The 16,808-nt window shown below is 57.3% G+C and carries 18 protein-coding genes; 6 read left to right on the forward strand and 12 right to left on the reverse strand.

The window, feature by feature from the left end:
- Positions 1–30 precede the first annotated feature (30 nt).
- From AB5Z02_RS12210 to AB5Z02_RS12220, 3 genes are all read right to left on the reverse strand, one after another.
- On the reverse strand, positions 31–471 hold the full coding sequence (locus AB5Z02_RS12210) for a DUF2489 domain-containing protein (RefSeq protein WP_005339712.1): 441 nt from the start codon (positions 469–471) through the stop codon (positions 31–33).
- Between the two features lie 11 nt (positions 472–482).
- A complete protein-coding gene (gene yihI, locus AB5Z02_RS12215; RefSeq protein WP_194494719.1) occupies positions 483–1,070 on the reverse strand; it encodes a Der GTPase-activating protein YihI in 588 nt (195 codons plus the stop codon).
- A gap of 836 nt (positions 1,071–1,906) precedes the next feature.
- On the reverse strand, positions 1,907–2,524 hold the full coding sequence (locus AB5Z02_RS12220) for a cytochrome c (RefSeq protein WP_005339710.1): 618 nt from the start codon (positions 2,522–2,524) through the stop codon (positions 1,907–1,909).
- Between the two features lie 142 nt (positions 2,525–2,666).
- Between AB5Z02_RS12220 and yihA the strand changes: the two genes are divergently transcribed.
- On the forward strand, positions 2,667–3,323 hold the full coding sequence (yihA, locus tag AB5Z02_RS12225) for a ribosome biogenesis GTP-binding protein YihA/YsxC (protein ID WP_266135231.1): 657 nt from the start codon (positions 2,667–2,669) through the stop codon (positions 3,321–3,323).
- 785 nt (positions 3,324–4,108) lie between these two features.
- On the opposite strand, the gene AB5Z02_RS12230 is transcribed toward yihA, so the two are convergent.
- From AB5Z02_RS12230 to AB5Z02_RS12270, 9 genes are all read right to left on the reverse strand, one after another.
- Positions 4,109–4,369 carry a DUF1488 domain-containing protein gene (locus tag AB5Z02_RS12230; protein ID WP_368216067.1) on the reverse strand — a complete coding sequence of 87 codons (261 nt, stop codon included), beginning with the start codon at positions 4,367–4,369 and terminating at the stop codon, positions 4,109–4,111.
- Positions 4,366–5,187 carry a shikimate dehydrogenase gene (gene aroE / locus AB5Z02_RS12235; RefSeq protein WP_368216068.1) on the reverse strand — a complete coding sequence of 274 codons (822 nt, stop codon included), beginning with the start codon at positions 5,185–5,187 and terminating at the stop codon, positions 4,366–4,368. The genes AB5Z02_RS12230 and aroE overlap by 4 nt, the downstream gene beginning before the upstream one ends.
- A gap of 103 nt (positions 5,188–5,290) precedes the next feature.
- Positions 5,291–6,199, reverse strand: coding sequence for an oxygen-dependent coproporphyrinogen oxidase (gene hemF / locus AB5Z02_RS12240; RefSeq protein ID WP_368216069.1), 909 nt, complete (start codon positions 6,197–6,199; stop codon positions 5,291–5,293).
- Positions 6,200–6,311: 112 nt separating this feature from the next.
- Positions 6,312–6,872, reverse strand: a complete 561-nt coding sequence (locus tag AB5Z02_RS12245; protein ID WP_005356244.1) for a Sua5/YciO/YrdC/YwlC family protein — start codon at positions 6,870–6,872, stop codon at positions 6,312–6,314.
- A 135-nt stretch (positions 6,873–7,007) separates the two neighbouring features.
- The gene (gene purE, locus AB5Z02_RS12250; RefSeq protein WP_245097242.1) at positions 7,008–7,511 is read right to left on the reverse strand and encodes a 5-(carboxyamino)imidazole ribonucleotide mutase; all 504 of its coding nucleotides are present in this window, start codon (positions 7,509–7,511) and stop codon (positions 7,008–7,010) included.
- Positions 7,512–7,585: 74 nt separating this feature from the next.
- On the reverse strand, positions 7,586–8,143 hold the full coding sequence (locus AB5Z02_RS12255; protein WP_005339702.1) for a type I DNA topoisomerase: 558 nt from the start codon (positions 8,141–8,143) through the stop codon (positions 7,586–7,588).
- 55 nt (positions 8,144–8,198) lie between these two features.
- A complete protein-coding gene (locus AB5Z02_RS12260; protein WP_005339699.1) occupies positions 8,199–8,672 on the reverse strand; it encodes a DUF494 family protein in 474 nt (157 codons plus the stop codon).
- A complete protein-coding gene (gene dprA, locus AB5Z02_RS12265; protein WP_368216070.1) occupies positions 8,665–9,780 on the reverse strand; it encodes a DNA-processing protein DprA in 1,116 nt (371 codons plus the stop codon). The genes AB5Z02_RS12260 and dprA overlap by 8 nt, the downstream gene beginning before the upstream one ends.
- A gap of 1 nt (position 9,781) precedes the next feature.
- The gene (locus AB5Z02_RS12270; protein WP_368216071.1) at positions 9,782–10,873 is read right to left on the reverse strand and encodes a LysM peptidoglycan-binding domain-containing protein; all 1,092 of its coding nucleotides are present in this window, start codon (positions 10,871–10,873) and stop codon (positions 9,782–9,784) included.
- A 108-nt stretch (positions 10,874–10,981) separates the two neighbouring features.
- On the opposite strand from AB5Z02_RS12270, the gene def reads away from it, so the two are divergent.
- The 5 genes from def to AB5Z02_RS12295 all read left to right on the forward strand — a co-directional run bounded on the left by def (position 10,982) and on the right by AB5Z02_RS12295 (position 16,807).
- On the forward strand, positions 10,982–11,494 hold the full coding sequence (gene def, locus AB5Z02_RS12275) for a peptide deformylase (protein WP_005339694.1): 513 nt from the start codon (positions 10,982–10,984) through the stop codon (positions 11,492–11,494).
- Between the two features lie 12 nt (positions 11,495–11,506).
- Positions 11,507–12,451 (forward strand): methionyl-tRNA formyltransferase, encoded by a 945-nt coding sequence (gene fmt, locus AB5Z02_RS12280; RefSeq protein ID WP_368216072.1) that lies wholly within the window; start codon positions 11,507–11,509, stop codon positions 12,449–12,451.
- A 60-nt stretch (positions 12,452–12,511) separates the two neighbouring features.
- Positions 12,512–13,804 carry a 16S rRNA (cytosine(967)-C(5))-methyltransferase RsmB gene (gene rsmB, locus AB5Z02_RS12285; protein ID WP_106844304.1) on the forward strand — a complete coding sequence of 431 codons (1,293 nt, stop codon included), beginning with the start codon at positions 12,512–12,514 and terminating at the stop codon, positions 13,802–13,804.
- 87 nt (positions 13,805–13,891) lie between these two features.
- Entirely contained in the window at positions 13,892–15,268 is a 1,377-nt protein-coding gene (trkA, locus tag AB5Z02_RS12290; RefSeq protein ID WP_005339689.1) for a Trk system potassium transporter TrkA, read from the forward strand.
- Between the two features lie 96 nt (positions 15,269–15,364).
- A complete protein-coding gene (locus AB5Z02_RS12295) occupies positions 15,365–16,807 on the forward strand; it encodes a TrkH family potassium uptake protein (protein WP_005341967.1) in 1,443 nt (480 codons plus the stop codon).
- Position 16,808 lies beyond the last annotated feature (1 nt).

Genomic DNA, 16,808 nt, shown 5'->3' on the forward strand with positions numbered 1-16,808 from the left:
CTCGCTTCCTCTCTTGTTGTTATTGTTGGCTCACCGACCTAACTGAAAATCCTTCAGCTGGGCAACATCCTTGAGGATCTGAGCCTCCAGCTCGGCCTCGTAGCCGCTTCGTTCGAGATCCATCTTCATCACTTCATTGCGCTTGAGGGCGCGTCTGGCCTCATGAGTCGGCATATCTTTCACCTTCTCATACAGCCCGTACAGACCCGGGAATTCGGCAACGAACGCCCGCCCCCCCTTGATCTGCAACGCATCCAGCAGATTGGTCAGCCGAATGGCGCCTTCGGAGTAATCGCACTGCCCCTCCTGCACCGCATGGGCAATGACCCGCACGCTCTCCAGAATTCGTTCATTGCGAGCAGTAATAGCCTGCCACTGCATCGCTTGCTGTCGTCTCAGCCTGGCCAGCAGCATGCCTGCATAGATGGCCAACCCTGACAAAATCAGGCCGCCCAACAGGGCGGCCAGCATCCATCCACTCATCACTTTTTCTTCGGCTCAGGCTTGGGTTCCGGCTTGAAATCGACCTGGTTGAAACGGTCCCACAGCTCCTCTTCGGAAGCTGGTTTCTGCTCGTCGAACTCGGCGTCATCGCCATCATCAAACGGCAGCTCGTCATCTTCATCATCGTCGTTGTCGATGATGCCCAGCTCATCCATCAGCTCCTGATAACGGTCGACGCGCTGATCAACCCAGGCTTGCTCGGCCGCTTCCAGAGTTTCACCGGCATCCAGACGATCCAGCAGATCATTCAAGCGGTCATCGTTTTCGATGGAAGCCAGCTCCTGCTCGGGCGTCATCACCAGCTTCTTCTCTTTCACCGCCTTGAGTGCTGCCGGCTTCTTCTGTTTGTCATCCACCACCAGAACTACCGGCTTGCGGGAACCGATACGCGGATCTTTGGACTGGCTGTTGCCAGACTTGCTCTTCGGCTGTTCAACTTGCTGGCGAGAACCAGCCTTCAGGCCCTTGCGCTTGGCAGCCCGTTTACGCTCACGGCCTTCCTGAGCACTGACATCAGATTCTTTGCGCTTGCCAGTAGGCTTGCGAGTGGGTTGTTTGGCAGACATGAATGGCTAACTCCGAAAATAACTGGTTTGACCCGTACCCGGGATGATCTCACCCGGTGGGATACGATGCGAGGAACAGTAAGGCTGGAACAAGAGCAGGATCCCGCACCAATCCGGCCCAATCAGGCCACTGAACACCGCAGGATCGGTATCCTCTGGGCATGTTGCTGGTATTTTGACACAGAATGGCTGATCGGGTTAATGACCCAAAAGAAAAAAGGCAGCCGAAGCTGCCTTGATATGTTCATGCGTGCGCCATCCTGAATGGCAAAACCATCTGTTTCGTCCTCTCCGTGACAACTTGTCGCCGCATCATATCGTTGTGTGGTCATCCTGACCTTATATTGGTCGTTCCTGAATGTGCGTGTGCCTGTTTGACCCGTCTCGACCGCATCCTGCCATCGTGCCGGGGAGTCTGCATCCCGCAACCCCATCCCGCTCCGGAGATGGTCACCATCCTGATCCTTCAATCCTTTGCCAGCTCATCCGAGCCCATGGCATCCCGCAACGCCAGCCATCCTCTACTCACAACACCCTGTCGTGAAACCGCCACCCAATCCGTGGGTGAATCCATTAAGCCTACTGTACCAACTCTATAAAGCGGCTCAATCCACTCAAAACATTCTCAACATGTCGAAAAATATCAATATTCACATAATTACTTGATAAATAATGATTATTTAATATTTTATGCAATTTTATGAGCCTTGGCCTGCCTTGAGAATGGGAGATCTCTTACAGAACGGGGGGATTAAACCGAGAATTATCTGAAAGCCATAAAAACAACGGGGAGCCCAAGCTCCCCGTTTCAACTCAAATCGACCGTATCGACTATATCAGTGCAGACCCGCTACATATTTGGAGAGAGCTTCGATATCCTGATCAGTCAGTTTCTTGGCAACGTCCCGCATCATTCCATTCGGATCATTGTCACGCGTCCCGGCACGGAATGCGGTGAGCTGAGCCTTGATATAGGCAGGATGCTGGCCGGACAGGTTGGGATACTTCGCCTGTTCGACACCCGAGCCACGGGGACCATGGCAAGCCGTACAAGCTGCCAGACCGCGACTCATGTCACCACCCATATAGAGTGCCTTGCCCGCTTCGACCACGTCGTCAGGGACAGCGATAGGGGTAACCTTCAGGCTGGAGAAATAAGCCGCCAGGTCATCCATGTCCTGTTCCGACAAAGGTAACGCCATCGGCCCCATCACTGGCGCAACCCGGCCAATTTGACCAGAAGCGGCAGCCTTCAGTTCAACTAACTGCTTTTTGATATATGATGCGTGCTGACCAGCAATTTTGGGGTACATATCAACCAGGCTGTTTCCGTCCGGTCCATGACAAGCCGCACAAACGGCAGCCTTGGTCTGTCCCGCAGCGGCATCGCCCTTGGCTTGTGCCATCCCCGTTACGCCAACCATCAGAGCAAGAGTAATGACTAGGTTCTTCATGGCGTTCCAACTTTTCGTTATTAGGCTTCCAGATCCCATGCCGCTGAAGGCATGTTAAAATAAACGCGTTTAAGCGACGCTATTTTACACCATTTTACAAAAAAGTAACTCTATAACCCTCTATCTCCATGGGGAATTTACGTTGGATACACAAACTCTGAATTTCAATAAGGTGCATTTTGTGACCAGCGCACCCGACATCCGTCACCTGCCAAATGATGGGGGTGTCGAGATCGCGTTTGCCGGCCGTTCCAACGCCGGTAAGTCATCTGCATTGAACACCTTAACCAAACACAAGAACCTGGCGCGCACCAGTAAGACTCCCGGTCGTACCCAGCTGATCAACCTGTTTGAGCTGGAACCGGGCAAGCGTCTGGTCGACTTGCCGGGTTATGGTTATGCGCAAGTTCCGCTGGAAATGAAGCTCAAGTGGCAAAAGTCACTGGCAGAGTATCTGCAGCGCCGTGAGTCATTGAAAGGTCTGGTGATCCTGATGGACATCCGCCACCCACTCAAAGATACCGACATGAACATGCTGGAGTGGAGCTCGCACCGTCAGTTGCCCGTCATGCTGCTGCTGACCAAGGCTGACAAATTGAGCCCAGGCCCACGCAACAACCAGGTAATCAAGGTGCGCCAGGCCGTTGCCGACCTCGGTTCCCAGATCCAGGTCGAAGCATTCTCCTCTCTCACCAATATCGGCGTGGAGAAGCTGGCGCAAACCCTGACCGAATGGTACGTCAGTGGTGACGATACCGACGTGCTGAACGCTGACGAACAACAACCTGCCGAGGAGTAATCTACTCCTCGCTCTCCTTGCAATTGGCGGAGCACCCCTCCGCTGATTGAAAGGGTTTCAGATTGCCGCTTTCACCTGCCTCACGACGAACACCCCGCATTCGTCTCCCCTGTTATATCCATTACCGCTTACAGTTCATATAGATAGGTCATTAATTCATGAAAGAAATTAACTTTTGAAGACGTTGATAGCGTTTTCAAATTCGTTCTTTCAAAACGAACCAGAATTACAAAAATAGACAAAAATGAAATTTAATTACAAGATCTAACCGAGATGGATAAAAATGAGGCCGGACGACAGTGATGCCATCCAGCCTGAAATAATAAGTTCAAAAAATTGGGAAGAAGCTGAATCTTGAGTACCAGACGACAGGTATTCCTCAAGAAGCAGCCTCATTCTATCAAATGCATCGCCAATTTAAAGCATTTACTCTAAATGGCACGCATAAAAAAACACCCCGACGAGAACCTCATCGGGGCAGCTATTCAGCCACATTCAATTACGTGAAATAAAAGGTCTGAAAGATAGAACATCTTACCTCTGTACCCTACGCAGACAACTGTACAGCAAGGCAGCAGAAAGTGAAAGTAATTTATGTAATTTATGTAATTTAGTTTCACAACTTACAGATTAAGAAAAAATCTTTTATTTTCATGTAGATAAAAAAATCCCCAGTACGAATACCGGGGAGTTATAAAGGTGACTAGCTAGCACTTCCTCAACTATCTAGTTAGTCAGCGCCATTTCAAAGTAGTTCCGCTACAAAACAAAAAAACTTTGAAAAATCAGATGTAGATAGCACCATCTTCGGCAAACTCTTGTTCTTCAATGAGTTTTTCAGCCAGATCTTCAATGTCAAAACGCACACTTTCAAAGGCTCTGACGATATCATCCTCCCTCGTCAGCGCCAGACCTGTCATTCTCTCCAGTCGCCGCTGGCTGATGTAACAATCTATCAGCGCCCCCATCTGCTGGGCAGGAAAACGCACCCGCTGTTCGTCAGCCTGCCACTCCATCAGGTCGGGAAACAGAATACCCTGGTTCATATCACCCCCAAGTTACGCTTCAACTCTCTCAATACCTGTTTAGTCCCGGGACGAATTCCGCGCCACACGGTAAACGCTTCGGCGGCCTGTTCCACCAGCATGCCGAGTCCATCCATGGTTTGACGGGCCCCATGCTGTTTGGCCCAACTGATAAAGGCCGTATCCGAGGCGCCATACATCATGTCGTAGATGGCAATATCAGTGTGGATCAGGGCAGGGGCCAACGGCGGCAGCTCCCCTTGCAGGCTGGCGGAGGTAGAGTTGATGACGAGATCGAATGGCCCTGCCAACTGCTCATAGGCCTGGGCAGTCACTGGCCCCAGATCGTGGAATTCGGCAGCCAACTGTTGCGCTTTTGTGTGGGTGCGGTTGGCGATCACCAGCTCGCTCGGCAACTCAGCCAGCAGCGGCGCCAATGCACCACGAGCCGCGCCACCGGCACCCAGCAGCAGGATCCGGCTATCCGCCAGCGTCACACCATGGGACTTGAGATCGGCGACCAATCCGGCGCCATCGGTATTATCCCCCAGCAACACGCCATCATCGGTCAGCTTGATGGTATTGACCGCGCCCGCCCGCTTGGCCCTCGGGCTCAAGCAATCGACCAGAGTGAATGCCTGCTCCTTAAAGGGAACGGTGACATTGCATCCCTTGCCCCCTTGGTCAAAGAAGGTGCGCAGGGCTTGGGCAAACTCGTCGACGGCGGGTTCAGCCAACCCATACTCCAGCTCTTGCTGGGTTTGTCTGGCAAACAGGGTGTGAATGAAGGGGGACTTGCTGTGGCGCACCGGGTGGCCAAAAACCAGATAACGATCCATCAAAGAGTTCCATCAGAGGGCAATATTCCGATTTAACGGGTTTTCGCACTCGGGAACAAGCCGAATATCGGCCAGTAAAAAGGGGCCATCATGGCCCCTCGGGTCACAGCCACTCTCGCGGCGTGAGGTAATCGGTGTAGAGCAAGGCTTCAGGAGTGCCCGCTTCCGGCTGCCAGTCATACTCCCAACGTGCCAGCGGTGGCATCGACATCAGGATCGACTCGGTACGTCCGCCGGTCTGCAGCCCGAACAGGGTGCCACGGTCATACACCAGATTGAACTCCACATAGCGACCACGACGATAGAGCTGGAACTCCCGCTCCCGCTCGCCATAGGGCAGTGCCTTGCGTCGCTCGATGATCGGCAGGTAGGCCTCGAGATAGCCCCGACCTACCGCCTGCATAAAGGCAAAGCAGTCGGCAAAGGGCCAGCGATTCAGATCGTCGAAGAAGAGACCGCCCACCCCTCGCGTCTCGTTGCGGTGCTTGAGGAAGAAGTAGCGATCGCACCAGGATTTGAACTCGGGGTAGATCTCATCACCAAAGGGCTGGCAGAGATCACGGGAGACCTGATGCCAATGCTGCACATCCTCGGCAAACGGGTAGAAGGGCGTCAAATCGAAGCCACCGCCAAACCACCAAATGGGCTCTTCACCCTCTTTCTCGGCGATGAAGAAACGGACGTTGGCGTGGCTGGTAGGCACATAGGGGTTGTGCGGATGGATCACCAGCGACACGCCCATCGCCTCGAACTTGCGACCGGCCAACTCTGGCCGATGGGCTGTAGCAGAGGCAGGCATGGCATCTCCATAGACATGGGAGAAGTTGACGCCCCCCTGCTCGATCACCGCGCCGTGGCGCAGCACACGGGTGCGACCACCGCCACCGCCTTCACGGCTCCAGGCATCTTCCACAAAGTGTCCACTGCCATCGGCCTGCTCCAGACCACGGCAGATCTCGTCCTGCAACTGCAACAGGAAGGCCTTGACCTGGGCCACATCCGGTTTGCTCATCTTGTCTCCAGTCAGGCAGGATCGTGAACGCCCTGTCCATTTTTATAGTTAAATCAATCCGATGAGCTCACCGCTCAGCGGATTGATAGCAAATAATGACGTATCCGCCTGCTCAGGAGGGGCGAATAATAGCGCCGGTTCGGGCGTCCTTGATCTCGGAGGGGTTAGCTTGACCACCCACTTCACCGGGCAGGATATAGGCTAACTTGCTTGCCAGCCGCTCACCGATATCGGCCACTCGACGGGCAGGCTCCTCACCGGTCAGGTTGGCGCTGGTAGAGACCAGCGGCTTACCAAAGGCACGGCACAACGCCTGTACCTGAGGATGAGCCGTCACGCGCACCGCCAAGGTCTCGAACTGCCCGGTCAGCCAGGCCGGCGTCGTTGCACGGGCAGGCATGATCCAGGTAAAAGGACCGGGCCAGCTGGCTTCAACCCGAGCCAGTTGCTCACCGCTAAGCTGGCTCAGATCGATGTAATCCTGCAATTGCTCTACGTCGGCAGCAATGAGGATCAACCCCTTCTCCACCGGACGCTGTTTGATGGCCAGCAGTCGCTGCACCGCAACTTCGGAGTCGGGATCACATCCCAGACCAAACACGGCCTCGGTCGCATAAGCGATCACCCCTTCCTGCTGGAGGGCGGCAACTGCCTGTTCAAATTCATTTGGCATAGGAAAAATGCGGCAGCCTGGCTGCCGCCTCGTCACTTAGTAGCAAGTTGAATCCGTATGGCGGCGACCATGGCAAAGTGACGTGTTGCTGTTGCACAGGAAAAATACGACACATCCGGATCGCCACCTATTCACTTACTTGAGTTGAGCCTGCAGGGCGGCATCCTTGGCAATCACCTCTTCGGCATTCTTCTGGCGTTCGGCCCGAACCTTGGCCGCCAGTTCATCATCGGCTACTGCCAGCATCTGGGCTGCCAGATAACCTGCGTTCTTGGCACCGGCTTTGCCGATCGCCACGGTCGCTACCGGTACACCACCCGGCATCTGCACGGTGGAGAGCAGCGCATCCAGCCCCTTGAGCGGACCACCGTCGATGGGCACCCCGATCACGGGACGAGTCGTGATGCCGGCTACGGCACCCGCCAGATGCGCCGCCAGACCGGCAGCACAGATAAAGACCTTGCAGCCACGGGCCTCGGCATCGGTCACATACTGATGGGTCGCAGCCGGCGTGCGGTGCGCGGAGGTGACTTTGACTTCCACTGCGATATCAAATGACTTGAGCACCTCGAGGGTAGTCTGCATCACGGGGAAATCAGAATCAGAGCCCATCAATACGGCAACAAAGGGTTTATTCATGGTGGGAATTTCCTTACTCCAAGTGGGGGGTTGAAGTTCACCGAAAACGTTTCAATCCGGTTGCGGCGGCGGGATTATACCTGCTCACTTTGGTGGCCGCATTTCTTTTGCGGACAGACCCAACGCAGAGTTCCCCTCACTTTTTTCTCTACCATGATGCCCCAACCACACGCGGGACAAGGCATGGGGATCGGCTTGTCGTTCACCACATATTTGCAGTGTGGATAGCCATCACAGGAGTAAAACTGCTTGCCGTAGCGGGAGGTGCGGCTCACCAGATGACCCTTGCCGCACTCGGGGCAGAGGATCTGGGTATCATCGCTCTCCTGCAGGGATTCGATGTGCTGACAGGCCGGATACTGGGTACAACCGACAAACAGACCGTAACGCCCCTTCTTGATCGCCAGCGGCTCTCCGCAATCGGGACAGGCAGAACCTTCGAGCACCTTTTCGATGTCGCGGCCGGATGGCGTCAGGGAGCGTATGTAATCACAGGCAGGATAAGCAGAACAGCCAAGAAAGGGGCCATGTTTGCCCTGGCGGATCACCAGCTCGGCCCCGCACTGCGGGCACGGCTCGCGCTCGAAGGCATGTTCGTGGGCTGAAAAGAGGTGATGATCGATTTTTGACATGGGCCGCGCCTTGAAATCCAGATGGCCTGAATTCTACCAGCGCGGCACCGGACTGTCAGTGAATGACGCCGTCTGACTCATCAAACACCAGCTCTTCCATCTGCTGGTAGGCATTTTCACTGCCCGGTACGTTGAACAGCACCATCATGACGACCCACTTCAGGTCATCCAGCTCGATATCCGGCTTGTCCAGCTCGAGCAGGCGCTCGATACAGATCTCGCGGGTTTCGGCATTCAGCACCTGGGCCTGTTCCAGAAAGAGCAGAAAGCCGCGGCACTCGGTGCTCAGACGTGCCAGCTCTTGCGGAGCATAGATACGCATCGAGCCTTGCGCGCTGGCGGTAACATAGACCTCCCGCTCGCTATCGTGCAGATTGGCCAGCCGCTCCAGCCAGTCGAGCGCCTTGTCGATCTCTTCTTTATCGAAACCGGCCCGGCTCAACTCGTCGGTGAGCTCATCCTGCTCGACCATCACATCTGCATCGCTGTGGATGTAGGTCTCGAAAAGGTACATCAATACATCAAACATGATTCGCCCTCCTCGCTCTGACGTATCCACCGGCTACCGCCATCACTGCACCGGCCAGCTCCAGCTCTACCAACCTGCCCAATACCACTTCAACAGGAAGCTGGGCCCGCTCGGCAACGGTATCCACGCTCGTGGTCTCATAATCTACGTTATCCAACAAATCGGCATAAGGCAATTCGCTATTATGCGGTTGCTCAGATGGTATGACTGACGGATGTGGCCGTGCGACCCACTCTGGCAGCTCTTCCACTATATCGGCCGCACTCAGCACAAGTTTGGCCCCCTGCTGAATTAATCTGTTGCACCCTATCGCCTGGGCATTTTGCGGGGCGCCGGGTACCGCAAACACTTCGCGCCCCTGCTCAAGCGCATAGCGGGCGGTGATCAGCGAACCGCTCTGCTCGGTCGCCTCCACCACCAGAGTTCCCAGCGACAAACCACTGATAATACGGTTGCGACGAGGAAAATGTTCAGCCAGCGGCCCTTTATCCGGTGCCAGCTCGGAGATAAGCAAACCACCACTTTCCAGAATCTGGCCTGCCAGCCCCTGGTGGCGTTTGGGGTAGAGGCAATCCAACCCGGAACCCAACACGGCAAGGGTGATACCGCCACAAACCAGCGCCTGCTGATGGCAAACACCATCGATACCGAGCGCAAGGCCCGAAGTGATGGCTAACCCGCATCCAACCAGCTCGCTACAAAGGCGGGAGGCATTATCTTTGCCTGCATAGGTAGGATGGCGTGTCCCCACCATTGCCAACTGGGGTAGCGACAGCGCAGCAAGATCGCCACGACAGTAGAGCAGCAGGGGTGCCGCGGGAATTTCCCGCAACAAGGGTGGATAAATCGGGTGATCTTGCGGAATAAGGAGATTGTCAGGCAAAGCGGCCCAAGCCAGGCTCTGCTCAACCACCGGCGAGGGCCAGCGCAGTTGTTTGATCTGCTCTGACGATAACCCCATACCATGCAGTTGCGCTTCATCGCTCTGGAACAGGGTCTCAATACTTCCCCCGGTCCGCTCCAACAGACGTGCTGCGGTTACCGGACCGATACCGGTGACCGCATCGAGAGTGAGCCAGAGCGCCAGACGCGCGTCGGGGTAGTTCACGTCAGAAGTGAGTGACCTGATAGCCCGCACTCACCATGTCGTTACTCTGCATGATGAGACCGTAACTCAGCTTGTCATACACCTTGAACAACATGACACGGGCAATCGCTTCAGAGGGCAGTGGTGCCTTCTTGTTACTGCTGTAAAACACCCGGTTAAAAACCGACGAGAGCTCCTTGTACTGTACATCGCCATTCTTGGTGACCAGAGCAGCACCGGGCCGCCTGACATCCAGTACATCCCCGGCGACCAGTTGATCGCGGCCACCCCGGTTGATCAGCACCACATCAAACTTGCCACCGCCCCGGGTCTTGTTCGGCAAATCGATGATATAGCCCGGCGTGATGGCAGGTGCCGCTTTCGGTGTGAAGACGGCGGGCATGTTTTCCTGAGCCGGCAGCGGCATCACCTTGTCGCCCTGCAGCACTTCGCGCTGGTTATGAGTCAGAGTCACCTCAGTCCGATCGCCATCAAGACGCGCCACGGCCCGCACCACACCGGCAAAGATCGCCTCCTGGCCCAGCAGTTCACCGGTTTCGCGATCCTTGTAGACCACTCCGGGGTGATAAATGCCATAAACCTGCCCCGGCGTCAGGGAGCCCTGCACATAGAGGGTGTCCCCCTCCAGCATGCCGATATGCTTCTGATCCGACCCCAGCAGATAGGGCAAGGTTTTCTGCTGCTGGCTGTTTGCCAGAATATGGTCGGTTTGCAGGAAAGGACCGACCTCGCTGATAGGCAGGGTCGGAATGGGGTTGGCTTTGTTTTCGTAACGGGTTTTCGGGCCGAGACGGATAACTTGCTTGCTACCCTGCATCGCCTTGCCGAGCCGGGGTTCACCATTGACCCAGCTCAGATGCAGTACATCACCGGGGTAGATCCAGTGAGGATTGGCTATCTGCGGATTGATGTTCCAGAGACGGGGCCAGAGCCAGGGTTCGGAAAGATACTTGCCGGAGATATCCCACAGGGTGTCGCCTTTTTGCACTACATAACTTTCGGGGTAACCCGCTTTCAGCCTGAGCTGATCGGCCAATGCTGCCTGACTCACGGTCACCAGCAGGCAGGCGAGGATGGTTTGCTTCAGATACATAACACTCCCTGTTACTTCTGTACGCAAAGTGTTGCTGTTTTTTGTCGGCGTAAATGACTAGAATTACGCCAATATTGACTGCATTTATACGAAACTAAAGAAAAAACTATGGCCATTCTAGATGTATTGCGTTTTCCCGATGAGCGCCTGCGCACCGTTGCAGCCCCTGTCGAGACCTTTACACCCGAGTTACAACAGATTGTAGATGATATGTTCGAAACCATGTACGCGGAGGAAGGCATTGGCCTGGCCGCGACTCAGGTCGACATTCACCAGCGCATCATAGTGATCGATGTCTCTGAAAACCGTGAAGATCCTCTGGTATTGATCAATCCGGAGGTCATCGAGCAGTGCGGCAGCACCGGCATTGAAGAGGGTTGCCTCTCCGTGCCCGGCAGCCGTGCTCTGGTGCCTCGCGCCGAACAGATCAAAATCCGCGCCCTGGATCGCCACGGCAAGCCGTTCGAGCTGGAAGCCGATGATCTGCTCGCCATCTGCATCCAGCATGAGATGGATCATCTGGTCGGCAAGCTGTTTGTGGATTACTTGTCCCCGCTCAAGCGCCAGCGCATTCGCCAGAAGCTGGAAAAGATGGCCCGTGAAGATCGCAAAGTCCTCTGAGGATCTGCCCCATTGAATAAGCTGAAACTGATTTTTGCCGGTACTCCCGACTTCGCCGCCCGTCACCTGGCGGCGTTGTTGTCTTCCGACCACGAGGTCGTTGCCGTTTATACCCAGCCTGACAAGCCTGCTGGCCGTGGCCAGAAGCTCACCGCCAGCCCGGTCAAAGAGCTGGCACTGGCCCATAACCTGCCGGTTTACCAACCTGCCTCTCTGCGCAAGGAAGAGGCGCAAGCCGAACTGGCCGCCCTTGGCGCCGACCTGATGGTGGTGGTGGCCTATGGCCTGATCCTGCCCAAGGTGGTGCTCGATACCCCGCGTCTGGGCTGCATCAACGTCCATGGCTCCCTGCTGCCCCGCTGGCGCGGCGCGGCACCGATCCAGCGCTCCATCTGGGCGGGCGATGCCGAAACCGGCGTCACCATCATGCAGATGGATGTGGGACTGGATACCGGCGCCATGATCCGCAAGGTTAGCTGCCCCATCGCCGCCGACGAGACCTCCGCCAGCCTCTATGACAAGCTGGCCGAGCTGGGCCCGCAGGCACTGGTCGACACCATCAATGCCATGGCCGCCGGTGAAACCGCTGCCGAGGCGCAAGATGATACGCTGGCCAACTACGCCGAAAAGCTCTCCAAGGAAGAGGCCCGCATCGACTGGTCGATGGAGGCTGTTGCCATCGAACGCTGCATCCGCTCGTTCAACCCCTGGCCCATCAGCTGGTTTGAAGTGGCTGATCAGACCGTCAAGGTATGGCAAGCCGCCGTCATTGACAGCGACCACGGCCAACCCGCCGGCACCCTGCTCAAGGCCGACAAGCAGGGGATCGATATCGCTACCGGCAAAGGGGTGCTGCGCCTGCTGACCCTGCAACCGCCCGGCAAGAAGGCGATGTCCGTTTCGGATCTGCTCAACTCTCGCCGCGACTGGTTTGAACCCGGCACGCAATTGAATTGAACTGGATTGAATTGACACAAGCGGGGCCCAGGCCCCGACTTGCGCATCTAAGGTAACTCTATGAAAACACGTGCACAGGCCGCTCTCGTTATTCAACAGGTGCTGGATCAGGGTCAATCCCTCTCCGCTGTTCTGCCTGCTGCCCAGGAGAAGGTTGCACCTCGCGATCGCGCTCTCCTGCAAGAACTCTGCTACGGCACCCTGCGCTGGCTGCCCCGCCTCGATGCGGCAGTTAACGAGATGATGGACAAGCCGCTCAAGAACAAGAGCCGCATTTTCCACTACCTCATCTTGGTCGGTCTCTATCAGCTCATCTACACCCGCATTCCGGCTCACGCCGCGGTGGCCGAGACCGTCAACGCCGTCAAACTGCTCAAGGGCACCTCCCTGCGTGGCCTCATCAACGGCGTGCTGCGCAACTTCCAGCGCAGCGCCGAAGTCATTCTGCTGCGTATCGACCGTGTTCCCAGCATTCGCCTCGGTCATCCGGAGTGGCTCACCAAGCGCCTGCGTCAGGCCTATCACGATGAGTGGGAATTCATCATGGAGGCGAACAACCAGCGTCCCCCCATGTGGATCCGCAACAACAGCCAGCGCCAGAGCCGCGATGCCATGCTGGCTCGCATGGCTGAAGTCGGCATCAATGCCGTGGCCGGTGAAGAGGGTGAGGATTGCATCCTGCTGGAACGTCCTTGTGATGTGACCAAGCTGCCCGGCTTCGAGGTCGGTGACTGCTCGGTACAGGATGGTGCAGCACAACAGGCCGCGGCACTGCTCGACCCGCAACCGGGCGAGTGGGTGCTGGATGCCTGCGCCGCCCCCGGAGGCAAGACTGCCCACCTGCTGGAGCGTCAGCCCAAGCTGGCTGGCGTGGTTGCAGTCGATGCCGACGAAAACCGCCTCAAGCGGGTGCAGGAGAACCTGAACCGTATCGGCCTCACCGCCAAGGTGATCCATGGCGATGCGGCGGCGCCGGAACAGTGGTGGCCGGAGGGCCAGTTCGACCGCATCCTGCTGGATGCCCCCTGCTCCGCCACCGGCGTCATCCGCCGCCACCCAGACATCAAGTGGCTGCGCCGTGATCAGGACATTCGCGAGCTGGCCGAGCTGCAGCGCCGCATTCTCAATGCCCTCTGGGGCAAGCTGAAAAGCGGCGGCACCCTGCTCTACGCCACCTGCTCCGTCCTGCCGGAAGAGAACCGCGAACAGATCCGCGCCTTCCTTGCCGCGACCAAAGATGCCAAATTGGTACCGTTGCACGAACAGGACACCCCGGACTGCCCGGGTCGCCAGTTCCTGCCGGGTGAAGCCGAGATGGATGGCTTCTACTACGCCAAACTGGTCAAGCTCTGAGTCGGGCATGACAAACCTCATTCGGGAGAGCCGCCAGCTCCGTTCTGGCGCTCCCCTTTACAGCCTCAACGTGAGTAGACGTTCCCTATGAAAATCATCATTTTGGGAGCCGGCCAGGTCGGCGGCACCCTGGCCGAGAACCTGGCCGGGGAGAACAACGACATCACCATCGTCGACACCGACAGCGAACGCCTGCGCGAACTGCAGGACAAGTTTGACCTGCGGGTGGTCAACGGTCACGGCGCACACCCCAAGGTGCTGCGCGAAGCGGGGGCTCAGGATGCCGACATGCTGGTCGCCGTCACCAACAGTGACGAGACCAACATGATCGCCTGTCAGGTGGCCTACTCCCTGTTCAATACCCCTAACAAGGTGGCGCGGATCCGCTCGCCAGCCTATCTGACCGAACGGGATCGCCTGTTCCTGCCCGAATCGGTGCCGGTGGATCACCTGATCGCGCCGGAGCAGTTGGTAACCGACTATGTGCGTCGCCTGATCGAATACCCGGGTGCCCTGCAAGTGGTTGATTTTGCAGGTGGCCGCGTCGGTCTGGTGGCGGTCAAGGCCTACTACGGTGGCCCGCTGGTGGGTAATGCCCTCTCCACCCTGCGCGAGCACATGCCCAACATCGAAACTCGGGTAGCGGCCATCTTCCGTCAGGGCCGCCCGATCCGTCCGCAAGGCACCACCATCATCGAAGCGGATGACGAGGTCTTCTTCGTCGCCGCCGCGGGCCATATCCGGGCCGTGATGTCTGAGCTGCAGCGCCTCGAGAGCCCCTACCGCCGCATTATGATCGTCGGTGGTGGCAACATCGGCGCCGGTCTCGCCCGCCAGCTGGAGAAGCGCTACAGCGTCAAGCTTATCGAGCGCAACCAGAAGCGAGCGGAGCAGCTCTCCGAACTGCTGGAGAACACCATCGTCTTCTGTGGCGATGCGGCGGATCAGGAGCTGCTGGCCGAGGAGCACATCGACCAGATCGACGTCTTCATCGCCGTGACCAACGAGGATGAGGCCAACATCATGTCGGCGCTGCTCGCCAAGAAGATGGGCGCCAAGAAGACCATGGTGCTGATCCAGCGCGGCGCCTACGTCGATCTGGTGCAGGGTGGCTCTATCGATATCGCCATCTCGCCCCAGCAGGCCACCATCTCGGCCCTGCTGACCCACGTGCGTCGGGCCGATATCGCCAACGTCTACAGCCTGCGCCGCGGCGCGGCCGAGGCGATCGAGGCGATTGCCCACGGTGATGAGAACACCTCCAAGGTGGTCGGCAAGACGGTAGGCGAGCTCAAGCTGCCGCCGGGTACCACCATCGGTGCCGTAGTGCGAGGAGATGAGGTGCTGATCGCTCACGATCGCACCAAGATCCAGCAGGATGACCACGTGGTCATGTTCCTGGTGGACAAGAAGTACATCCCGGAAGTGGAGCGGCTGTTCCAGCCAAGCCCCTTCTTCCTGTAACGTCTTCATGCGCACAGGCTGTCAAACCAGACCCGGCTCAGCTCCCCCAAGGGGATGGTCCGGGTCTTTTGTTAATCAACGACCAGGTTATCGAACATGATCAAGCTGCGTCCCATTATCTTTACCCTCGGACTGGTGCTCTCCAAGCTGGCGCTCTTCATGTGGCTGCCCACCTTGCTGGCACTGCTCACCGGGTCAGAGGGATTTGTCGAGTTTCTCAAGTCCGTGCTGATCACCCACGGCGCCGCCCTGCTCTGCCTCCACTATGGTCGCAAGGCGGAGTTTCATCTGGGGGTGCGGGAGATGTTCCTGCTCACCACCTCAGTCTGGGTGGTGGCCTGCGCCTTCGGCGCCCTGCCCTTTGTCTTCATCACCCACATCAACTTCACCGACGCCTACTTCGAGACCATGTCGGGGGTGACCACCACGGGCTCTACCGTGCTCTCCGGCCTCGACAACATGGCCCACAGCATCCTGTTGTGGCGTTCCATCCTGCAGTGGCTGGGCGGGGTCGGCTTTATCGTGATGGCGGTAGCCGTGCTGCCCTACCTCAACGTCGGCGGTATGAAGCTGTTCCAGACCGAGAGCTCGGACTGGTCGGACAAAAGCGCCCCGCGTGCCAAGACGGTCGCCAACAACATCGTCGTGGTCTATCTGGTGCTCTCCATGCTCTGCTTCATGGCCTACTGGGCCAGCGGCATGAACATGTTCGAGGCGATCAACCACGCCATGACCACTCTCAGTACCGGCGGCTACTCCACCTCCGATCAATCCATGTCCCACTTCTCCAACTCGGCACACTGGATTGGCACTCTATTCATGTTCCTCGGCGGCCTGCCCTTCCTGCTCTATGTGCAGAGCCTCAACCACAGGGACAACAGCCTGTTCAAGGATGCCCAGGTGCGCGGCTTCTTCTGGCTGGTGGTCTGGGTCACCGTCATCATGACCTTCTATCTGTGGGAGAGAGACCTGTTCGGCTTCTGGGATGCCCTGCGCATCAGCTGCTTCAACATCGTCTCGGTGCTCACCACCACCGGCTACGGCCTTGGTGACTTCGGCACCTGGGGGCCGCTCGCCAGCATCGTCTTCATCGTGCTGCTGGCTCTTGGGGCCTGTTCAGGCTCCACTGCGGGCGGCCTCAAGATCTTCCGGGTACAGGTGGCATTCGCCCTGTTCAGAAAGCAGATGCGCCAGCTGATGCACCCCTCTGCCGTATTCCCCCAGAAGTACAACGGCCGGACGGTCAATGACGCCATCATCCGCTCGATGATCTCATTCGTGCTGGCCTACTTCGCCATCATTCTGGTGATAGCTGCACTGTTGGGCGCCATCGGGCTTGACCCTCTGACGGCCATATCCAGCTCCATCACCGCCGTTGCCAACGTCGGCCCGGGCATGGGCCCGGTGGTCGGCCCCAGCACCAACTTTGCCAGCCTGCCGGAATCGGCCAAATGGCTGCTGTCATTCGGCATGCTGCTGGGACGGCTGGAGATCCTGACGGTCGCCGTGCTCTTCTTCCCCTCCTTCTGGCGCCAGTAAT

This window comes from Aeromonas sp. R2-3 (assembly GCF_040908375.1).
In the GTDB taxonomy this organism is placed as follows: domain Bacteria; phylum Pseudomonadota; class Gammaproteobacteria; order Enterobacterales; family Aeromonadaceae; genus Aeromonas; species Aeromonas veronii.

What these genes read in the sequence shown, in the direction of transcription:
- hemF (WP_368216069.1), bottom strand. Translation starts at nt 6,199, where the DNA reads ATGAGCAAACCGGATGTGGCCCAGGTCAAGGCCTTCCTGTTGCAGTTG.
- def (WP_005339694.1), top strand. Translation starts at nt 10,982, where the DNA reads ATGGCCATTCTAGATGTATTGCGTTTTCCCGATGAGCGCCTGCGCACC.
- AB5Z02_RS12210 (WP_005339712.1), bottom strand. Translation starts at nt 471, where the DNA reads ATGCTGGCCGCCCTGTTGGGCGGCCTGATTTTGTCAGGGTTGGCCATC.
- aroE (WP_368216068.1), bottom strand. Translation starts at nt 5,187, where the DNA reads ATGGATCGTTATCTGGTTTTTGGCCACCCGGTGCGCCACAGCAAGTCC.
- purE (WP_245097242.1), bottom strand. Translation starts at nt 7,511, where the DNA reads ATGAATAAACCCTTTGTTGCCGTATTGATGGGCTCTGATTCTGATTTC.
- AB5Z02_RS12220 (WP_005339710.1), bottom strand. Translation starts at nt 2,524, where the DNA reads ATGAAGAACCTAGTCATTACTCTTGCTCTGATGGTTGGCGTAACGGGG.
- yihI (WP_194494719.1), bottom strand. Translation starts at nt 1,070, where the DNA reads ATGTCTGCCAAACAACCCACTCGCAAGCCTACTGGCAAGCGCAAAGAA.
- AB5Z02_RS12245 (WP_005356244.1), bottom strand. Translation starts at nt 6,872, where the DNA reads ATGCCAAATGAATTTGAACAGGCAGTTGCCGCCCTCCAGCAGGAAGGG.
- AB5Z02_RS12270 (WP_368216071.1), bottom strand. Translation starts at nt 10,873, where the DNA reads ATGTATCTGAAGCAAACCATCCTCGCCTGCCTGCTGGTGACCGTGAGT.
- AB5Z02_RS12255 (WP_005339702.1), bottom strand. Translation starts at nt 8,143, where the DNA reads ATGTCAAAAATCGATCATCACCTCTTTTCAGCCCACGAACATGCCTTC.
- AB5Z02_RS12260 (WP_005339699.1), bottom strand. Translation starts at nt 8,672, where the DNA reads ATGTTTGATGTATTGATGTACCTTTTCGAGACCTACATCCACAGCGAT.
- AB5Z02_RS12230 (WP_368216067.1), bottom strand. Translation starts at nt 4,369, where the DNA reads ATGAACCAGGGTATTCTGTTTCCCGACCTGATGGAGTGGCAGGCTGAC.
- trkA (WP_005339689.1), top strand. Translation starts at nt 13,892, where the DNA reads ATGAAAATCATCATTTTGGGAGCCGGCCAGGTCGGCGGCACCCTGGCC.
- rsmB (WP_106844304.1), top strand. Translation starts at nt 12,512, where the DNA reads ATGAAAACACGTGCACAGGCCGCTCTCGTTATTCAACAGGTGCTGGAT.
- AB5Z02_RS12295 (WP_005341967.1), top strand. Translation starts at nt 15,365, where the DNA reads ATGATCAAGCTGCGTCCCATTATCTTTACCCTCGGACTGGTGCTCTCC.